The organism is Variovorax sp. FG153, from assembly GCF_057809595.1.
In genome coordinates, this window is record NZ_JBMDKG010000035.1 from 13,784 (window position 1) to 28,865 (window position 15,082).

At 69.7% G+C, this 15,082-nt stretch carries 17 protein-coding genes; 3 read left to right on the forward strand and 14 right to left on the reverse strand.

Annotated elements, in window-relative coordinates; translation table 11 throughout:
• Positions 1-5: 5 nt before the first annotated feature.
• Genes ACODT0_RS29490 through ACODT0_RS29525 form a run of 8 tightly spaced genes read right to left on the reverse strand, consistent with a single transcriptional unit; the run spans position 6 to position 8,116 of the window.
• Positions 6-1,076, reverse strand: coding sequence for a histone deacetylase family protein (locus ACODT0_RS29490; RefSeq protein ID WP_296729365.1), 1,071 nt, complete (start codon positions 1,074-1,076; stop codon positions 6-8).
• A complete protein-coding gene (locus ACODT0_RS29495; protein WP_296729363.1) occupies positions 1,061-2,104 on the reverse strand; it encodes an ABC transporter substrate-binding protein in 1,044 nt (347 codons plus the stop codon). Before ACODT0_RS29495 ends, ACODT0_RS29490 begins: the two co-directional genes overlap by 16 nt.
• A 45-nt stretch (positions 2,105-2,149) precedes the next feature.
• Positions 2,150-3,187 (reverse strand): histone deacetylase family protein, encoded by a 1,038-nt coding sequence (locus ACODT0_RS29500; RefSeq protein ID WP_209544294.1) that lies wholly within the window; start codon positions 3,185-3,187, stop codon positions 2,150-2,152.
• A 32-nt stretch (positions 3,188-3,219) separates the two neighbouring features.
• Positions 3,220-3,972 carry an SDR family NAD(P)-dependent oxidoreductase gene (locus ACODT0_RS29505; protein WP_296729360.1) on the reverse strand — a complete coding sequence of 251 codons (753 nt, stop codon included), beginning with the start codon at positions 3,970-3,972 and terminating at the stop codon, positions 3,220-3,222.
• The gene (locus ACODT0_RS29510) at positions 3,969-4,904 is read right to left on the reverse strand and encodes an aminotransferase class IV (RefSeq protein ID WP_296729359.1); all 936 of its coding nucleotides are present in this window, start codon (positions 4,902-4,904) and stop codon (positions 3,969-3,971) included. The genes ACODT0_RS29505 and ACODT0_RS29510 overlap by 4 nt, the downstream gene beginning before the upstream one ends.
• Positions 4,901-5,731 carry an ABC transporter permease gene (locus ACODT0_RS29515; RefSeq protein ID WP_057590063.1) on the reverse strand — a complete coding sequence of 277 codons (831 nt, stop codon included), beginning with the start codon at positions 5,729-5,731 and terminating at the stop codon, positions 4,901-4,903. Before ACODT0_RS29515 ends, ACODT0_RS29510 begins: the two co-directional genes overlap by 4 nt.
• 19 nt (positions 5,732-5,750) lie before the next feature.
• On the reverse strand, positions 5,751-7,034 hold the full coding sequence (locus tag ACODT0_RS29520) for an ABC transporter permease (RefSeq protein ID WP_296729357.1): 1,284 nt from the start codon (positions 7,032-7,034) through the stop codon (positions 5,751-5,753).
• 11 nt (positions 7,035-7,045) lie between these two features.
• The gene (locus ACODT0_RS29525; protein WP_296729355.1) at positions 7,046-8,116 is read right to left on the reverse strand and encodes an ABC transporter substrate-binding protein; all 1,071 of its coding nucleotides are present in this window, start codon (positions 8,114-8,116) and stop codon (positions 7,046-7,048) included.
• A gap of 233 nt (positions 8,117-8,349) precedes the next feature.
• On the opposite strand from ACODT0_RS29525, the gene ACODT0_RS29530 reads away from it, so the two are divergent.
• On the forward strand, positions 8,350-9,216 hold the full coding sequence (locus ACODT0_RS29530) for a transketolase (protein ID WP_261214579.1): 867 nt from the start codon (positions 8,350-8,352) through the stop codon (positions 9,214-9,216).
• A gap of 16 nt (positions 9,217-9,232) precedes the next feature.
• On the forward strand, positions 9,233-10,243 hold the full coding sequence (locus ACODT0_RS29535; RefSeq protein WP_261214581.1) for a transketolase family protein: 1,011 nt from the start codon (positions 9,233-9,235) through the stop codon (positions 10,241-10,243).
• A gap of 1 nt (position 10,244) precedes the next feature.
• On the opposite strand, the gene ACODT0_RS29540 is transcribed toward ACODT0_RS29535, so the two are convergent.
• From ACODT0_RS29540 to ACODT0_RS29560, 5 genes are all read right to left on the reverse strand, one after another.
• The gene (locus ACODT0_RS29540; protein ID WP_261214582.1) at positions 10,245-10,916 is read right to left on the reverse strand and encodes an ATPase; all 672 of its coding nucleotides are present in this window, start codon (positions 10,914-10,916) and stop codon (positions 10,245-10,247) included.
• Positions 10,916-11,263, reverse strand: coding sequence for a type II toxin-antitoxin system Phd/YefM family antitoxin (locus ACODT0_RS29545; RefSeq protein ID WP_261214584.1), 348 nt, complete (start codon positions 11,261-11,263; stop codon positions 10,916-10,918). The genes ACODT0_RS29540 and ACODT0_RS29545 overlap by 1 nt, the downstream gene beginning before the upstream one ends.
• 90 nt (positions 11,264-11,353) lie before the next feature.
• Positions 11,354-11,599, reverse strand: coding sequence for a hypothetical protein (locus ACODT0_RS29550; protein ID WP_261214585.1), 246 nt, complete (start codon positions 11,597-11,599; stop codon positions 11,354-11,356).
• Positions 11,600-11,604: 5 nt separating this feature from the next.
• Positions 11,605-11,928: a hypothetical protein gene (locus ACODT0_RS29555; protein ID WP_261214587.1), complete on the reverse strand. Its 324-nt coding sequence runs from the start codon at positions 11,926-11,928 to the stop codon at positions 11,605-11,607.
• 196 nt (positions 11,929-12,124) lie between these two features.
• Complete coding sequence (locus tag ACODT0_RS29560) at positions 12,125-12,751, reverse strand: ATP-dependent DNA ligase (protein ID WP_057590071.1); 627 nt, start codon at positions 12,749-12,751, stop codon at positions 12,125-12,127.
• Between the two features lie 299 nt (positions 12,752-13,050).
• Here ACODT0_RS29560 and ACODT0_RS29565 point away from each other — a divergent pair, with 299 nt between their 5' ends.
• Entirely contained in the window at positions 13,051-14,073 is a 1,023-nt protein-coding gene (locus ACODT0_RS29565) for a tyrosine-type recombinase/integrase (RefSeq protein ID WP_057590072.1), read from the forward strand.
• Between the two features lie 9 nt (positions 14,074-14,082).
• Here the strand turns inward: ACODT0_RS29565 and ACODT0_RS29570 are convergent, their stop codons facing one another.
• Entirely contained in the window at positions 14,083-15,066 is a 984-nt protein-coding gene (locus ACODT0_RS29570) for a helix-turn-helix domain-containing protein (RefSeq protein ID WP_261214592.1), read from the reverse strand.
• Positions 15,067-15,082 lie beyond the last annotated feature (16 nt).

A 15,082-nucleotide genomic window follows, 5' to 3' on the forward strand; every position in this document is an offset into this window, starting at 1 on the left:
CGCACTCAGCGCCAGGCGTCGAGGAACGCCACCAGCGACGCTCCGACCACGGCGGGGTTGTAGCCACCTTCCTGCACCAGCACCGTCGGCAACTCCAGCGATGCCACCTGCCGGCCCATGCCGGCGAAGCCCGTCTCGGTGAGCCGCAGTCCCGCGGCCGGGTCCGACTCGTGAGCGTCGAGGCCCAGCGACACCACCAGCGCCTGGGGCGCGAAGCGGTCGATGCGCTCGAGCGCGGACCAGAGCTGCAGCAGGTAGTCCGCGTCGCCCGTGCCCGCGGGCAGCGGCAGGTTCAGCGTGTAGCCCTCGCCCTCCCCTTCGCCACGCTCATCGGCATGGCCCGCGAAGAACGGGTGGTAGTCGACCGGGTCGCGATGCAGCGAGACGAAGAGCACGTCGGCGCGGCGCCAGAAAATGTCCTGCGTGCCGTTGCCATGGTGCACGTCGAGGTCGAGTACCGCGACGCGCGCGAAGCGCTGCCGCAGATGCTCGGCGGCGATCGCCGCGTTGTTGAGGTAGGTGCCGCCGCCGGCCATGTCGGCATAGGCATGGTGGCCGGGCGGCCGGCACAGCGCATAGGCGCAGCGCGCGCCGCGCAGCACGCGCTCGGCGGCCTCGACGGCCAGGTCCGCGGCGGCGCACGCGGCCTCCCAGGTCGTGGGCCCGATCGGGGCCAGCTGGTCGTGGAAGTGGAAGGCCGCGCGGCCCTCGACCGAGCGCGGATAGCCGCCGCCGTGGCGCCGCATCGCGAACACGTTGGCATGCACCTCGGCCGAAGCGCCCGGCAGCGCCGACCACTCGGCATGCGCGGTGGCGAGAAAGTCGAGATAGCGCGCATCGTGCACGCGCGCCAGCGGCGCCAGGCCGTGCGAGACCGAGCCGTCCTGCACCACGAAGCCCGCCTCGCCGAGCGCGGCGCGCATCGCGTCGACGCGCTCGGGCACGTCGCGCGAGGTGCGCCATCCGCCGCGCGCGCCCAACAGCCCCGGGCGGTGCAGCGCATGCAGCGGCGTGTGCAGGATCTGCAACCCGCTGGCGTCATCCGCCGTCGCCGTGGCGTTCAGTTCGACACCCACTTCGCGAAGCGCTGCTGCAGCTCGTCGAGATGGTCGGCCCAGAAGGCGGTGTTCTGCAGCAGCGGCTGGTCGATGTTCTGCGGCGCGTTGGGCAGCTTGTCGAGCACGGCCTTCGAGAGCAGGGCCTGCGCCTTCGGATTGGCCGGGCCGTAGGGAATGGTCTCGGCAAAGAGCTTCTGCTGCGCCGGCGCGCTCATGTAGTCGATCAGCGCGAGCGCCTTGGCCTTGTTCGGGCTGCCCTTCACCACCACCCAGTCGGTCGGCCCGTAGACCTGGTTCTTCCACACCATGGCCAGCGAACGGCCTTCCTTGTTCGCGGCATCGATGCGGCCGTTGTAGGCCGAGGCCATCACCACCGCGCCCGAGGCCAGCCACTCGATAGGCTGCGCGCCGGCCTCCCACCACTGCACGTCCTTCTTGATCTGGTCGAGCTTGGCGAAGGCGCGGTCCTGGCCGGCCTTGGTCGCCAGCAGCTTGTAGACCTCGGCGGCCGGCACGCCGTCGGCCATCAGCGCGATCTCTAGCGTCTGCTTGGCCTGCTTGCGCAGCGCGCGCTTGCCGGGCCAGCGCTTGGTGTCCCAGAAGTCGGCCCACGACTTGGGGCCGTCGGGCAGCCGCTTGCTGTCGTAGCTGAGCACCTTGGCCCACAGCATGGCCGGCACGCCGCAGGGGTTCATCAGTTCCCTGGGCAGGTCGCGCGTGGCGGGTGCCGCGCTGGCCCAGTCGATCTTCTCGAGCAGGCCCGAGTCGCAGCCGACCACCACGTCCTCCTCGTCCATCTGCACCAGGTCCCAGATCACGTTGCCCGACTCGACCATGGCCTTGACCTTGGTGAGGCCGACCACGTTGCTGTCCTCCACCAGCTTCTCGGACTTCGCGGCGGCATAGGGTTGCCAGTAGGCCTTGCGGAAGGACTCCTGCAGCGCGCCGCCGACGCTCACGACGGTCAGGTCGCGCGCAACGGTCCACGGGGCGGCGAAAGCGAGGCCGGCCAGGACGAGGCCGCGCAGGGAAAGCGAAAGGTTCATGGGAACTCCGGGAGAAAGGAACGGGGAGGAAAGAGAGAAACGGGCTCAGGCGCGCAGGCCGCCCGTGAAGCCGTCGAGGAAGTGCACGAGGTTGGCGCCGATGTGGTCGCAGTCGTAGCCGCCCTCCTGCACCATCACGCTCGGCATGCCGAGCCGGCCCAGGCGCTCGCCGATGCGGCGGAAGCCCTCGGTCGTCACCTTGAGGCCCTTGAACGGATCGTGCTCGTGCGCATCGAGGCCCAGCGAGATCACCAGCGCGTCGGGGCTGTAGGCCGCGAGGCGGCGGCAGGCGTGCTCGAGCGCCACCAGGTAGGCGTCGTCGCCGGTCTCGGCCGGCAGCGGCAGGTTCAGGTTGTAGCCGAGGCCCGCGCCGGCGCCGCGCTCCTGCGCGTAACCGCAGAAGTACGGGTGGTAGTTCGCCGGGTCGCGGTGCAGCGAGACGAAATAGACGTCGGAGCGCTCGTAGAAGATGCCCTGCGTGCCGTTGCCGTGGTGCACGTCGATGTCGATCACGGCCACGCGGCGGCCATGGCGGCGCAGCAGCTGCGCGGCGATCGCGGCATTGTTGAGATAGCAGACGCCGCCGCCGCGCTCGCGGTAGGCGTGGTGGCCGGGCGGCCGGCAGATCGCGTAGGCCGCCTTGGCGCCCTGCAGCACGCGCTGCGCGGCATCGGCCGCGAGGTTGGCCGAGGCGAAGGCCGCGGCGGCCGTGCCCGGGCCGATCGGCGAGGCCAGGTCCTGCATGTGGTAGCCGGCCTGGCCCACCACGCGCTCGGGATAGCCGTGCTGCAGTCCCGGCACCGCGAACACGTTGGGCACGATCTCGGGCGCGGCGCCCGGGATCTCGGACCAGCGGCGGTGGCCGTCCTGCAGGAAGCACAGGTAGTCGGGCGTGTGCACGTCGGCGACCGGGCCCAGGCCATGCTCGGCGGCGGCCACGAGTTCGCAGCCGGCCTGCACGGCCGCGTCGCGCAGCTGCTCCGCGCGGTCGATACGCTCCTGCGCGGGCGTGAAGCGGCCGGTGACGAAGAAGAACGAGGGCTCGTGCTCGCGGTGGATGGGGGTGTAGAGGACGGGAAGCATTGCGTGTGTCTTGCTGTCGAAGGGAGGAGCGTTCAGGCGCGCGCTGCGCCGGGCAGCGGCGGCGTGCGGTAGCCGGCGGTTTCGCCGCCGTCGACCGTGAGCACCGCGCCGTTGATGAAGCTGGCCTGCGCCGAGAGCAGCCAGCAGACCGTGTCGGCCACCTCGCCGGCCTCGCCGAGCCGGCCGGCGGGAATGCGCCGCGTGAGCGCGGCCAGGCGGTCGGCATCGGCGATCACGCGCGCCATCATCCGCGTGGCGATCTGGCCGGGGCACACCGCGTTGAAACGCACGCGCTCGCCGAACTCCAGCGCCAGCGCCTGCGTGAGCGCGATCACGCCGCCCTTCGAGGCGCAGTAGGCCGCGAGCCCCTCCTCGCCGACCTTGCCGGCGATCGAAGCCACGTTGACGACGGCGCCGCGCTGCGACTTCCGCAGCGCCGGCAGCGCCTTCTGGCTGAACAGGAACACAGAGCGCAGGTTGACCGCCATCAGCCGGTCCCAGTCGTCGACGCCCAGCTCGAGGAAGGCGCTGCGCGAACCGGCGCCCGCGTTGTTGACCAGCCCGTCGATGACGCCGCCGCCCAGCGCCTCGGCGCGCGCGACGACTTCGGCGACGGCAGCAGGGTCGGACGCATCCGCGGCCGCGAAATGGGCGCCGGTGTGCTGCGCCAGCGCCTCGCCGGCCGCGGTGTCGCGGCCGGTGAACAGCACCTGCTCGCCGTGGCCCGCCAGTTGCGCGACGATGGCCGCGCCGATGCCGTGGGTACCTCCGGTGACGACGATCATGCGAGCTCCTTGCCGCCGCGCGCGGCGGCCACGTTTTCGTAAGGCACGGGGGTGTTGCGCGGGTCGTCCGCCGCGCGCTGCCAGTACATGCGCTGCAGCTGCTGCGTCAGCGGACCGACCTCGCCGTTGCCCACGCTGGCGCCGTCGAGCCGGGTCACGGGCATCACGCCGCCGGCGGTGCTGGTGATGAAGATCTCGTCGGCCTCGCGCAGCCGCTGCACGGGGATGTCGGCCAGTTCGCAGCCGATGCCGAGCTGGCGCGCGAGCTCGATCACGGTGCGCCGCGTCATGCCCTCGAACACGTTGCGCCGCGGCGTGAACAGCGCGCCGTCCTTGGCGCCGAAGATGTTGAAGCCCGCGCCCTCGGTCACGTTGCCTTGCGCATCGGGCAGCGCCGCGACCAGCGCGCCGCGGTCGTAGGCTTCGAAGATGCCCATGGTCAGGTCGAGCCAGTGGAAGTTCTTCACGCGCGTGTCGATCGCCGCGCTCGCGATGCGCTGCACCTGGCTGATCACCATCGCGAGCCCCGTGCGTTGTTGCGCCGGCGTGCCGATCCAGACGAAGGGCTGCGAGAAGGCATAGAAGCGGTTCTGGCATTCGCGCGGATCGCGCGAGCCCGGCGGCGGCACGCCGCGCGTGCAGGTCATCTGCACGTAGGCGTCGCGCAGGCCGCTCAGCGCCACGCATTGCTCGAGGATGTGGCGGATCTCCTTCTTCGAGAGCGGCAGGCTCATGTGCAGCTCGCCCATCGACCACAGGAAGCGGTCGATGTGGTCGTCGAGCCGGAAGAAGCGGCCCTGCCAGACGTGGGCCACGTCGTAGGTGGCATCGGAGCGCACGAAGCCGCGGTCGACGAGGGGGATGCGGGCGTCGCGCAGCGCGACGTACTGACCGTCGACGTGGGCGACGCCGGCGGAGAAGTCTGGGTTCATGTGGAGCTTCCGGGGTCCTGGGGGCGTTGAACAGGGGCCGAGCGCTGGCTCAGCCAGGCCGACAGCGTGAGTGCCACCGCCGCGACGACCATCAGGAAGGTCGACATGGCGATGATCGAGGGGTCGATGGTGTCGCGGATGCCGTCGAACATCTGGCGTGGCAGCGTGCGCTGGCCCGGACCGCCGATGAAGATGGCGACCACGACCTCGTCGAACGAGGTGATGAACGCGAACAGCGCGCCCGAGACGATGCCCGACATGACGATCGGCACCACCACGGTGAAGAAGGCGCGCACGGGCGAGGCGCCCAGGCTGTAGGCGGCGCGCAGCAAGCCCATGTCGAACTGCTGCAGCGTGGCCGTGACCGTGATGACGACGAAGGGCGTCGACAGCACCGCATGCGCGATGACCAGTCCCGGCAGCGAGGCCGTGAGCCCGATGCGCGAGAACAGGAAGTACATGCCCAGGCCGGTGATGACGGGCGGCACGATCATCGGCGCCATCAGGAAGCCCAGCAGCGTGCGCCGCGCCGGCAGGTTGCGCCGCGCGAAGGCGAAGGCCGCGAGCGTGCCGAGCACCGTGGCGATCAGGGTCGAGCACACGCCGACCACGAGGCTGTTGCGCAGCGAGTCGAGCCAGGGGCCGGGCGAGAACACGCGCTGGTACCACTGGGTCGAGAAGCCCGGCAGCGGGTAGGACAGGAAGGAGCCGGCGCTCAGCGAGATCGGCGTCATCGCGAGCAGCGGCAGCAGCAGGAAGCACACCATCAGCGCGCCGTACAGGTAGTGCACGGCGCCGGCGGCACGGGCGAATTGGCGGTGGGTCATGCGAAGGGGTTCCCGTCTTTCACTTGATGCCCGCGAGCTGCTTCACGCCGAGCGTGGAAGCCGCCACCAGGTACACCGCCATCACGCAGGCCAGCAGCATCAGGCCGAGCGCCGAGGCCATGCCCCAGTTGACGGTGTTGTTGGCGTAGAAGGCGACGAAGTAGCCGAGCATCTGCTCGCGCGCGCTGCCGACCAGCGAGGGCGTGATGTAGTAGCCCGCGGCCACGATGAAGGTCAGCAGGCCGCCGGCCGCCACGCCCGGCAGGCTCAGCGGCAGGTAGACGTGCAGGAAGCCGCGCACCGGGTGCGCGCCGAGCGAGGACGAGGCGCGCATCAGGTGCGGCGGAATACTCTTGAGGCTGTTGTAGATCGGCAGCACGGCGAAGGGCAGCAGGATGTGCACCATCACGATGTAGAGGCCGGTGGCATTGAAGATCAGCGCGAGCGGCTGGTTCACGGCACCGATGGCCTGCAGCAGCGCATTGACCAGCCCGTTCTCCTGCAGCACCACGATCCAGGCCGTGGTGCGCGCGAGCAGCGAGGTCCAGAAGGGCAGCAGCACCGCCAGCATGATCGCGAAGGCGATCGGCTTCGGTGCCTTCACGAGCAATGCCGCGAGCGGATAGCCGAGCAGCAGGCAGGCCAGCGTGACCGCGCCCGCGATCGAGAGCGTGCGCCAGAGGATGTCGAGGTAGATGCGCTGGTCGGGCTCGGCGCGCGCGATGCGGCCCTCGTCGTTCTCCGCCATGTCGAGCGCGGCCAGCAGGTAGCGCCCGGTGTAGGGCGTGGCGGCGCGGCGCAGCGCGCTCCAGTAGGCCGACTCGCCCCAGCGCGGATCGACCTCGAGCAGCCAGGCCCTGGCATCGGGTGCGGCGGGCGCGTCGGTGCCGGCGCGGCGCGCGGTCTTCATCACCAGCGTGCGGTAGCCGCTGATCTCGTAGTTCATGCGACGGCCGAGCTCGCCGATGGCGCGCGTGCCCTGGGCCTGCGCCATGTCGGCGGCCAGCGCGGCGAAGGCGGGGTCGGCGGGCAGCGAAGCGGCCGCGGGCTGCCAGTCGGCCAGGACCTGCGCGGTGCGCGGCAGCGCCTCGCGCACCTCGGGGTTGTCGATGGCGCGATGGACCATCATCGCCAGCGGCAGCAGGAAGAAGACGGCGCCGTAGAGCAGCAGCGGCGCGACCAGCAGCAGCGACACCAGCCGCTGGCGCCGGCCTGCGCGGTGGGTCGAGCGCCTGAGGGCCGCGCCGGCACCCGCCGGCAGGGCGGGAACGGCGAGCGAGGCGGCGGAGGAACCGGTGGACATCGTCGCGGGCCTCAACGTTGCGACACCCAGCGCGTGAAGCGCTGCAGCAGCTCTTCCTCGTGGTCGACCCAGAAGGCGGTGTCGAGCAGCAGCGCGTTGCGCAGGTTCTGCGGCGAGGTCGGCAGCAGCGGGCGCAGCGCCTCGGGCATCGCGGCGGCGGCGCGGGTGTTGGTCACGCCGTAGGGAATGGCCTGCGCGAAGGCGACCTGGCGCTGCGCGTCGAACATCGAGTCGAGCAGCGCGTAGGCCTGCTGGCGGTGCGGGCTGCCCTTCACGATGGTCCAGTAATCCATGCTGTAGAGCTGGCCGTCCCAGCTGAAGCGGAACTGCTTGCCCTGCTGGTTGGCCGAGGCGATGCGCCCGCTGTAGGCGGCGGTGGCGGCCAGCGTGCCGCTCTCGAGCCATTCGAGCGGCTGCGCGCCCGATTCCCACCAGACGATGGAAGGCCGAAGCTGGTCGAGCTTGGCGAAGGCGCGGTCCTGGCCGGCCCTGGTGGCGAGCACCTTGTAGACATCGGCGGCGGGCACGCCATCCGCGAGCAGCGCGATCTCCAGCGTCATGCGCGGCTGCTTGCGCAGGCCGCGCTTGCCGGGCCAGCGCCGGGTGTCCCAGAACTCGGCCCAGGTGCGCGGCCCGTTGTCGCCGAACTTGCGGCCGTCGTAGGCCAGCACCTTCGACCAGACGAAGGCGCCCACGCCGCACCTGGCGAAGGCCGCGGGGTTGATGTCCTGCGCCTTCGCGAACTGCTTGCGGTCGATGGGCTCGAGCAGGCCCTGCTCGCAGGCCGAGGCCATCTCGTTCTCGTCCATCTGCACCAGGTCCCAGGTCACGTTGCCGGTCTCGACCATGGCCTTCTGCCGCGCATAGCCGCCGGGGTAGCTGTCCTCGACCAGCGCGATGCCGCCCTGCTTCTTGAACGGCTCGAAGTAGGCGCTGCGAAACGCTTCCTGCAAGGCGCCGCCGAAGCCGACGACCGTGAGATCGGCCGCCATCGACGCGGTGGCGGCAGCGGCCAGCGCGAGCAGCGCGGCGAGTTTGGAAATGCCTGCGCGACAGCGGGAACGCGCGGATACGACTGTCATGGACGACCTTCTGGACAGTGGGTGGGAAATCGGACTTTGCAGGTCTCGATCGGTGATGTAGGATATATCCTATATGTTGATTTCGAGCGAGACAAGTCTTTTTTCGCCCGACCCGTTGATGGAAAACCCGATGGAGGACGCAGGCCCGGCACGACGCTCCCGAACCCCACGCCCGCCCGCGCCGCATGCCCATGCGCGCGGGCTTCTTTCACCCTCTTAGCCACGCAACCGATATGCCATTTCCGTCTGAATCACCGCCCGCCCCGTCCGCCGACGAACTGAAACGCCTGCGCGAGAAGGCCCGCTTCATCCGCCTCGAAACGATCCGGCTGATCGAGATCGCCAAGGTCGGCCACTACAGCTCGGTGTTCTCCGCCGCCGAGCTGTTCGCCTCGCTCTACTACGACGTGATGGACATCCGCGCCAACGAGCCCCGCTGGCCCGATCGCGACCGCTTCCTCATGGGCAAGGGCCATGCGGCGGTCGGCCTGTTCCCGATCCTCGCGGAGTACGGCTACATCGACCGCGCCACGCTCGACGGCTACACCCGCCTGGGCAATCCGCTGGGCGACCACCCCGACATGCGCAAGGTGCCGGGCATCGACTTCAGCTCAGGCTCGATCGGCCATGCGCTGTCGGCCGGTGCCGGCATGGCCTTCGGCGGGCGCATCGCGAAGCGCGGCTTCGACACCTTCGTGATGCTCGGCGACGGCGAGATGCAGGAGGGCCAGGTCTGGGAGGCGGCGATGTTCGCGGCCCACTACCGGCTCTCGAAGCTCATCGCCATCGTCGACCGCAACGGCTTCCAGCTCGACGGTCGCGTCGACGACGTGATCGGCATCGAGGGGCTGGCCGACAAGTGGCGTGCCTTCGGCTGGGAGACGCACGAGGTCGACGGCCACGACCTCTCGGCCCTCACGCAGCTGCTGCGCCGCCTCAAGCAGGACGCGCGGCGCGAGCGACCCGCCTGCGTGATCGCGCACACGGTGAAGGGCAAGGGCGTGTCGTACATGGAGACCGAGCCCGGCTGGCACCTGGGCTACCTGTCGCCCGACGACGCCGCGCGCGCGATCGAAGAAATCATGCAAACCGAAATCTGACCACGAGGCCCACCCGATGTCCCAACCCCTTTCCCCCGAAAGCTGGCAGTACCGCTCGCTCAACGCCACCACGCCCGGATTGAGCATGCTCTCGGACGCCCTGATCGAACTCGCCGAGGCCGGCCATCCGGTCGTGGCCGGCTCGGCCGACCTGCAGTATTCGAACGGCCTCAACAAGTTCGCGGCTGCCTTTCCCGAGCGCTACATCCAGTTCGGCATCTCGGAACAGAACATGGTGTCGGCCGCGGCCGGCCTCGCGACCACGGGCCAGATGCCCTTCGTGGCGACCTTTGCTTCCTTCCTCGGCCTGCTGTGCTGCGAGCAGATCCGCATGGACGTGGCCTACAGCGCGCTGCCGGTGCGGCTGATCGGCCACCACACGGGCATTTCGCTCGGCTTCTACGGCACCTCGCACCATGCGACCGAGGACATCGGCACGATGCGCTCGATCGCCGGGCTCACGATCATCTCGCCCGCGGACGGCCACCAGCTGAAGGCCGCGATCAAGGCTTCGGTCGACTGGCCCGAGCCGATCTATTTCCGGATCGGGCGCGGCCGCGATCCGGAGATCTATGCGAGCGGCATCGATTTCCGCATCGGCAAAGCGATCGCGCACGGCCAGGGCACCGATCTCACGATCATGGCCTGCGGCATGCCGGTCCACTCCGCGCTCGAGGCGGCCAAGGCGCTGCGCGCCGAGGGGCTGTCGGTCGGCGTGCTCGACATGGCCACGGTGAAGCCGCTGGACCGCGCGGCGGTGCTCGAGGCGGCCGGCCGGTCGAAGCTCTTGATGACGGTGGAAGAGCACAACGTGCTCGGTGGCCTCGGTGCCGCGGTGGCGGAGGTGCTGTCGGATGTCGGCGGGTCGGTGCGGCTCGTGCGGCACGGCATCCACGACGAGTACAGCCTGATCGCGCCGCCCACGCACCTGTACCGCCACTACCTGCTGGATGCCGAGGGCGTGGCCCATGTCGCGCGGCGCGCGATCGCGGGCGAGACGGTTCGGCCCGGCGCTGTGCCTGCCTGAATCAGGCGGTGCCGTCCGGCGACCGAGCGCGCTCGATCGCCGCCTGCACGATGGCTCGCGCCCACGCGGGCGTGGCGGCCAGCGCCGCGGTGTCCTCGGGCGCCGGATGCGTGACCCGGCCACCGATGACTTCGAGCACCAGCACGGGATCGTCGATCTCCTCGCCCGGCGCAGCCTCGGCGCTGTTGTCGAACACCTGCAGCCGCGCGAGATTCGGCAGCAGCCGGATCAGGTTGGCACGCGAGGCGGTCCAGCGCTCGCGGATCTTCGCTTCGGGGATGTCGTGGCCGCCGCGCAGCACGCGTGCGCGCACGCGGCGCAGATGCAGCTCGGGCGAGGCCAGGCCGCAGAAGATCATCGAGACGTCATGGCTGCGCGCGGCGCGCGCCAGCAGGTCGGGGATGGTGCGGGCGCCGAGCGTGGTCTCGAAGGCGAAGTTGCGGCCGCTCTCGATGGCGGCCTCGAGCCGCGCGCGGCCGTGTTCCCAGGCTCGGCCGTTGGCATCGGCGATGTCGATGCCCAGCGCGGCCACCAGCTCGCGCGCGAAGCGGTCGGGGTTGTACCAGTCAAGGCCGTGCTCGGCCAGCATCGCGCCGCCGACCGAGCTCTTGCCGGCGCCATTGACGCCGGCCAGCACGAAGATGAACGGCCGCCGTGCCGCGGCGGCGCCCATCAGAAGCTTTCGCCGGCCCGCGGACGCTGGCGCTGCTTGCCGCGCGCTTCGAACAGGCTGTCGAGCTTGCCAGCGCTGTCCTCTTGTTGCAGCACCGCCAGCCGCGCGTCGAAGCGCGCGCCGAGTTCCTCGAGCACGTTGGCCTCGCGCGAGCGCAGGGCCTGCAGGTCGGTGGTCAGTTGCTCGTAGGTGGCCGCGTCGAGCAGCACCATCTCGACATTGGCGTGGTGGGTGATTGCCACGCTGCCCGACTGGCGCACCTGACGCACGACCTCGCCCCAGCGGTTCTTGACCTGCGAAGCGTTCTGACGCGGCAATTGATCGAGCGGGGGCCAGAGGGCAGCCATGGACTTCTCCGAGGGAGGAATCTGGCCATTTTAGCCCTATTGGCTATTTTTGACCGATGAGGCTGTTTTCCGCGCCAAGTCCGTTGCCGCTCAGTTCTGCGAGGAGGCCTCCTTGGTCTTGCCGAGACCGCGCAGGTTCATGACGGCCAGGCAGACCTGGAGCGCGATCAGCGCCCAGGCGCTCGAATACACGCCCCAGATGCCCCACAGCACATTGCTCGCGAGGAAGACCCAGAACCCCGCGTTGCGCCTGTCCTTCGCATTCGATGCCACCAGCCAGGAGGCGCCCACCGAGGCAACGAAGGCGGGCCACTGCAGCCAGGAGATCCAGTCCATGCGCTTCAGTTGGCGGGAGGTGGCGGACCCGCGGCCGCCGAGCGGCTCTCGATCCACGCCAGGCACTGCTCGCGCAAGAGGTCGATCGATGCCAGCGTATTGCACTGCGGCTCGAAGATCGGCAGTTCGCAATGGCGCTCGCCCTGGCGATGGATCTGCGCGGTGCCCGAGAAGGTGGCGCGCGCGGGCACCGGTGCGAGGCTGTAGTGGAATTCCCAGTCCTGATGCCGCTCCGAATGCGACAGCGCATCGCGCCCGGTGCCGCCCGATGCGGGCGCCTTCGGCTGTTTCCGGAGAAAGAACGGATGGAGGGACGGAGGCAGAGGCATCGAGGACATGTCGCGTGACACAGGAACAGGCTGGCTGGAATCGGAACACCCGGTATCACCCGGGAACTGCCGACGAGCGTAGTCAGCGGCCCTCGACGCGCCTGTCGGAAAAGATGCCGACACACGCAAGCCGGTGGCCCGCCGATCGCCGGATGCGACTCGCGAAAGCCCGGACTGGTTCCGCGCAAACACCTCGCTAGAGGCCCGCGTGCGATTCCCGCGCATTGAGCGCCACCCAATCGGCCGAACGAACACCGGGGCGATAGACGCTCGTTCTCCACTTGGCCATCAAGCCCGCGAAATCCTCCTGGTTCCTTCCCTGGCGCAGCAGGGCCATGGCTTCGGAACGCTCGTAGTGATGGACCGGGATCACATTGAGCAGGGGCGTCCCGAGCAGTCGCGAGAGCCTTTGCTTGCGCTGCGACAGCGGTTCGCCGGTGACGTCCGCGCCCTGCGCCATTAACAGATCGAAGACGAAATAGAACACGGGCCGGGCACCGCGATACCACCCGCGCCGCCTCGCGCGCTCGCTCAGTCCTTCGCCGTCGCAGCGGCCCTTGTCGTCGAGCACGCAGGCCACCCCATCGAGGATGCAGGGGCCTTCCTTCAACTGGGCCAGACTCTCCACCACCTCGGGAAACCAACCCGTCGCGTCCGACCCATCGCGCGTCTGCAGTTGCACCTTGCCCGAGCGCGTGGGCGTTCGCGTCTGCGCCAGGAGGCGGCAGCCACTCAATCGCTGCTCGTAGACCCAGCCCTCCTCGCGCAGATCGATGGGGCGCGAGGCGGCCAGCATGGGTGACAGGGTGTTCAGGCTCAGCATGCAGCGGAAATTGCCGTGTGCCGGGCCCCTGACCTGTCAGCGGGGGCCTCGGCAGCCCACGGCGATTCTTGAAAACGGCTGCCCGATAAGTTGCCAACCGAAAACAGTGGGTCCAACCATCGGATCGCGGCAATTCGGAAATACAGGTCGCGAAAGCGCTCGCGCCGGATGTCTTGTTGCTGCAGGATTCCATCCCTATAAATAAACTAACGGCCGTAATTGGATTTCAGGGAGCTAAATTGCTCATCAAGTCCAAGGCCGTTCCTCAAAACCCAAACGCAGGCCGTTAGCGTATTTCCATGGTCACGCCTTCCCTCTTCGATACCGACCCCGTCGGCACCCCCCATGAATCGGCTTTCGAGGAATGGCTTGCGGCGCGCAGCGCCGCGGGCACCCTGCGAGAGGCCTCGTCGATGGCGGTCTACCGCGACATGTGGAACGGCTTCACCTCGTGGTGCCTGGGCCAGTCGCCGCGGGTGACGCTGGAGTCCCTCTCACCCGCCGACCTCGACGCCTTCAAGGCCGCGCGCTACGGCATCAAGAGCAGCGACCTGTCGCTCTCGCCGCGCCATGCGCTGCGGCTGGTGCGCCTGATCGACCATGTGCTGCGCCATCGCTGCGCCATGCACGACCTGCCGCCCAGCACGGCGGCGGCCGACTGGCTGCTGGCCCATCCCGAGATCCGCTATGCCGAAGCGGCCAGTGCCGATCCACCGCCCGAGTTCCTGTCGGCGTCCGAGGCCAAGCACCTGATCCTGTTTCTCTCGCGCGCGCGCCCGCGCCCGGGCGCTTCGTCGGAAGGCCGCGGCCAGCCGCTGACCTGGCAGCAGTTGCGCAACCACGCGGCCGTCGGATTGCAGCTCGGTGCCGGCCTCGCCCCGGGCGACGTGCGCGCGCTGGCGCTCGACGCACCCACCATCGCGGGCGGCCGCGTGGCCGACCGCCCTTGGAAGATCGCCGTGCCCGGCAACGGCAACCTGCCGCCGCGCGAAACGCCGATCGCGCCCTGGGCCGCCGAACTGCTCAAGCACTGGCTGCAGGTCCGCGCCGAACTGGGCATCCCGGGCGAGCAGCTCTTTCCCTCGACGCGTACCGGCAAGCCCTGGGGCAAGGAATCGCAATACCGCTGCGCCCGCGAGTTACTCGCGCAGGCCGGGCTCGACAGCGCAGAAGGCGGTTCGTTCCGCTTGCGGCACACCTTCGCGCTGCGCCAGCTTCGCCGCGGCACGTCGGTCGAACAGGTCGCGCGCTGGCTCGGCCTCGAGGTCGAGGCGATGAACAAGTACACGCGGGTGCTGATCGCCCCGGCCGATGTGGTCTGAACCGTCGCGTCAGTGCTCGCGCTGGCCTGAGCGCGAAGCCTGCCGCGCCGCCTGCGGGCTCAACCCGAAGTGGCGCTTGAACGCGGTGCTGAAGTTCGCGGCATGCCCGTAGCCCGCGTCGAGCGCGATCTCGGTCACGCTCTGGCGCCCCTGTTCCAGCAGCACCCGAGCGCGTGCCAGCCGCGCCCTGGTCACGTACTCGAACAGCGAGCTGCCATAGGCCTGCCGGAAGCCGCGCGCAAGGCGGCTCTCGCTGAGCCCGAAACGGCGCGCGAGGCCGCGCATGTCGAAGACCTCGCCCAAATGCATGTCGATATGGTCCTTGAGCGGCGCCAGCCGCTCGCGAGCCGCGGCCGTGGCGCCATCGACCGGTGCATCGCCGAAACCGCGCGTCAGGAAACCATGCAGCAGCTCGAAGGCCTTGGCCTCGGCATAGAGCCCTCGAAAGCGATCGCCCGATCCATCGTCGAGCAGCGCATCGGCGATCCCGTGCTGCGCCGTGCTCAGCGGAAAACGCAGCAGCTCGAAACGATCGGGCCGCGCCTGCATGAAGGCGCCGAAGGGCCCGTCCAGCGGCAGCTCGAGCAGCCCCAGTTCCTCCGACAGGAAATCGCGCGAACAGCACAGCGTGACCGAGCGCTCGCGCACCTCGCTCGCGAAGAACTCCTCCTTGGCCGCCCCGGGCGGCTGCAGCAGGGTGCTCACGCTCATCGCGCTCACCGTCTCTGCGCCCGTGCTGCCAGGCTGGCCGACCCGGCTCTCGCCCTCGAGGCGGAAATGCAGCTTGATGAAGTCGCCGCTGCGGTAGACCTCGCGGCTCTCTTCCAGGTGCGTGACATGGCCCAGCGACAGATAGAAGCCGGGCCGGAAACACAGGAACTCGCGCCGCCCGCGCGCCGCGCCGGTCGGCGTCACCGTCAGGCCCTGGGTGCGGCCCCAGCGGCGGGTCGAGGCGAGGCGATAGGCGGAAGGCAGGCTGAACGGCGTGTCCATCGCTTGGGTCCGTGGG

What these genes read in the sequence shown, in the direction of transcription:
- ACODT0_RS29505 (WP_296729360.1), bottom strand. Translation starts at nt 3,972, where the DNA reads ATGATCGTCGTCACCGGAGGTACCCACGGCATCGGCGCGGCCATCGTC.
- ACODT0_RS29540 (WP_261214582.1), bottom strand. Translation starts at nt 10,916, where the DNA reads ATGGGCGCCGCCGCGGCACGGCGGCCGTTCATCTTCGTGCTGGCCGGC.
- ACODT0_RS29560 (WP_057590071.1), bottom strand. Translation starts at nt 12,751, where the DNA reads ATGCTGAGCCTGAACACCCTGTCACCCATGCTGGCCGCCTCGCGCCCC.
- ACODT0_RS29545 (WP_261214584.1), bottom strand. Translation starts at nt 11,263, where the DNA reads ATGGCTGCCCTCTGGCCCCCGCTCGATCAATTGCCGCGTCAGAACGCT.
- ACODT0_RS29510 (WP_296729359.1), bottom strand. Translation starts at nt 4,904, where the DNA reads ATGAACCCAGACTTCTCCGCCGGCGTCGCCCACGTCGACGGTCAGTAC.
- ACODT0_RS29535 (WP_261214581.1), top strand. Translation starts at nt 9,233, where the DNA reads ATGTCCCAACCCCTTTCCCCCGAAAGCTGGCAGTACCGCTCGCTCAAC.
- ACODT0_RS29520 (WP_296729357.1), bottom strand. Translation starts at nt 7,034, where the DNA reads ATGTCCACCGGTTCCTCCGCCGCCTCGCTCGCCGTTCCCGCCCTGCCG.
- ACODT0_RS29525 (WP_296729355.1), bottom strand. Translation starts at nt 8,116, where the DNA reads ATGACAGTCGTATCCGCGCGTTCCCGCTGTCGCGCAGGCATTTCCAAA.
- ACODT0_RS29550 (WP_261214585.1), bottom strand. Translation starts at nt 11,599, where the DNA reads ATGGACTGGATCTCCTGGCTGCAGTGGCCCGCCTTCGTTGCCTCGGTG.
- ACODT0_RS29495 (WP_296729363.1), bottom strand. Translation starts at nt 2,104, where the DNA reads ATGAACCTTTCGCTTTCCCTGCGCGGCCTCGTCCTGGCCGGCCTCGCT.
- ACODT0_RS29570 (WP_261214592.1), bottom strand. Translation starts at nt 15,066, where the DNA reads ATGGACACGCCGTTCAGCCTGCCTTCCGCCTATCGCCTCGCCTCGACC.
- ACODT0_RS29500 (WP_209544294.1), bottom strand. Translation starts at nt 3,187, where the DNA reads ATGCTTCCCGTCCTCTACACCCCCATCCACCGCGAGCACGAGCCCTCG.
- ACODT0_RS29515 (WP_057590063.1), bottom strand. Translation starts at nt 5,731, where the DNA reads ATGACCCACCGCCAATTCGCCCGTGCCGCCGGCGCCGTGCACTACCTG.
- ACODT0_RS29555 (WP_261214587.1), bottom strand. Translation starts at nt 11,928, where the DNA reads ATGCCTCTGCCTCCGTCCCTCCATCCGTTCTTTCTCCGGAAACAGCCG.
- ACODT0_RS29530 (WP_261214579.1), top strand. Translation starts at nt 8,350, where the DNA reads ATGCCATTTCCGTCTGAATCACCGCCCGCCCCGTCCGCCGACGAACTG.
- ACODT0_RS29565 (WP_057590072.1), top strand. Translation starts at nt 13,051, where the DNA reads ATGGTCACGCCTTCCCTCTTCGATACCGACCCCGTCGGCACCCCCCAT.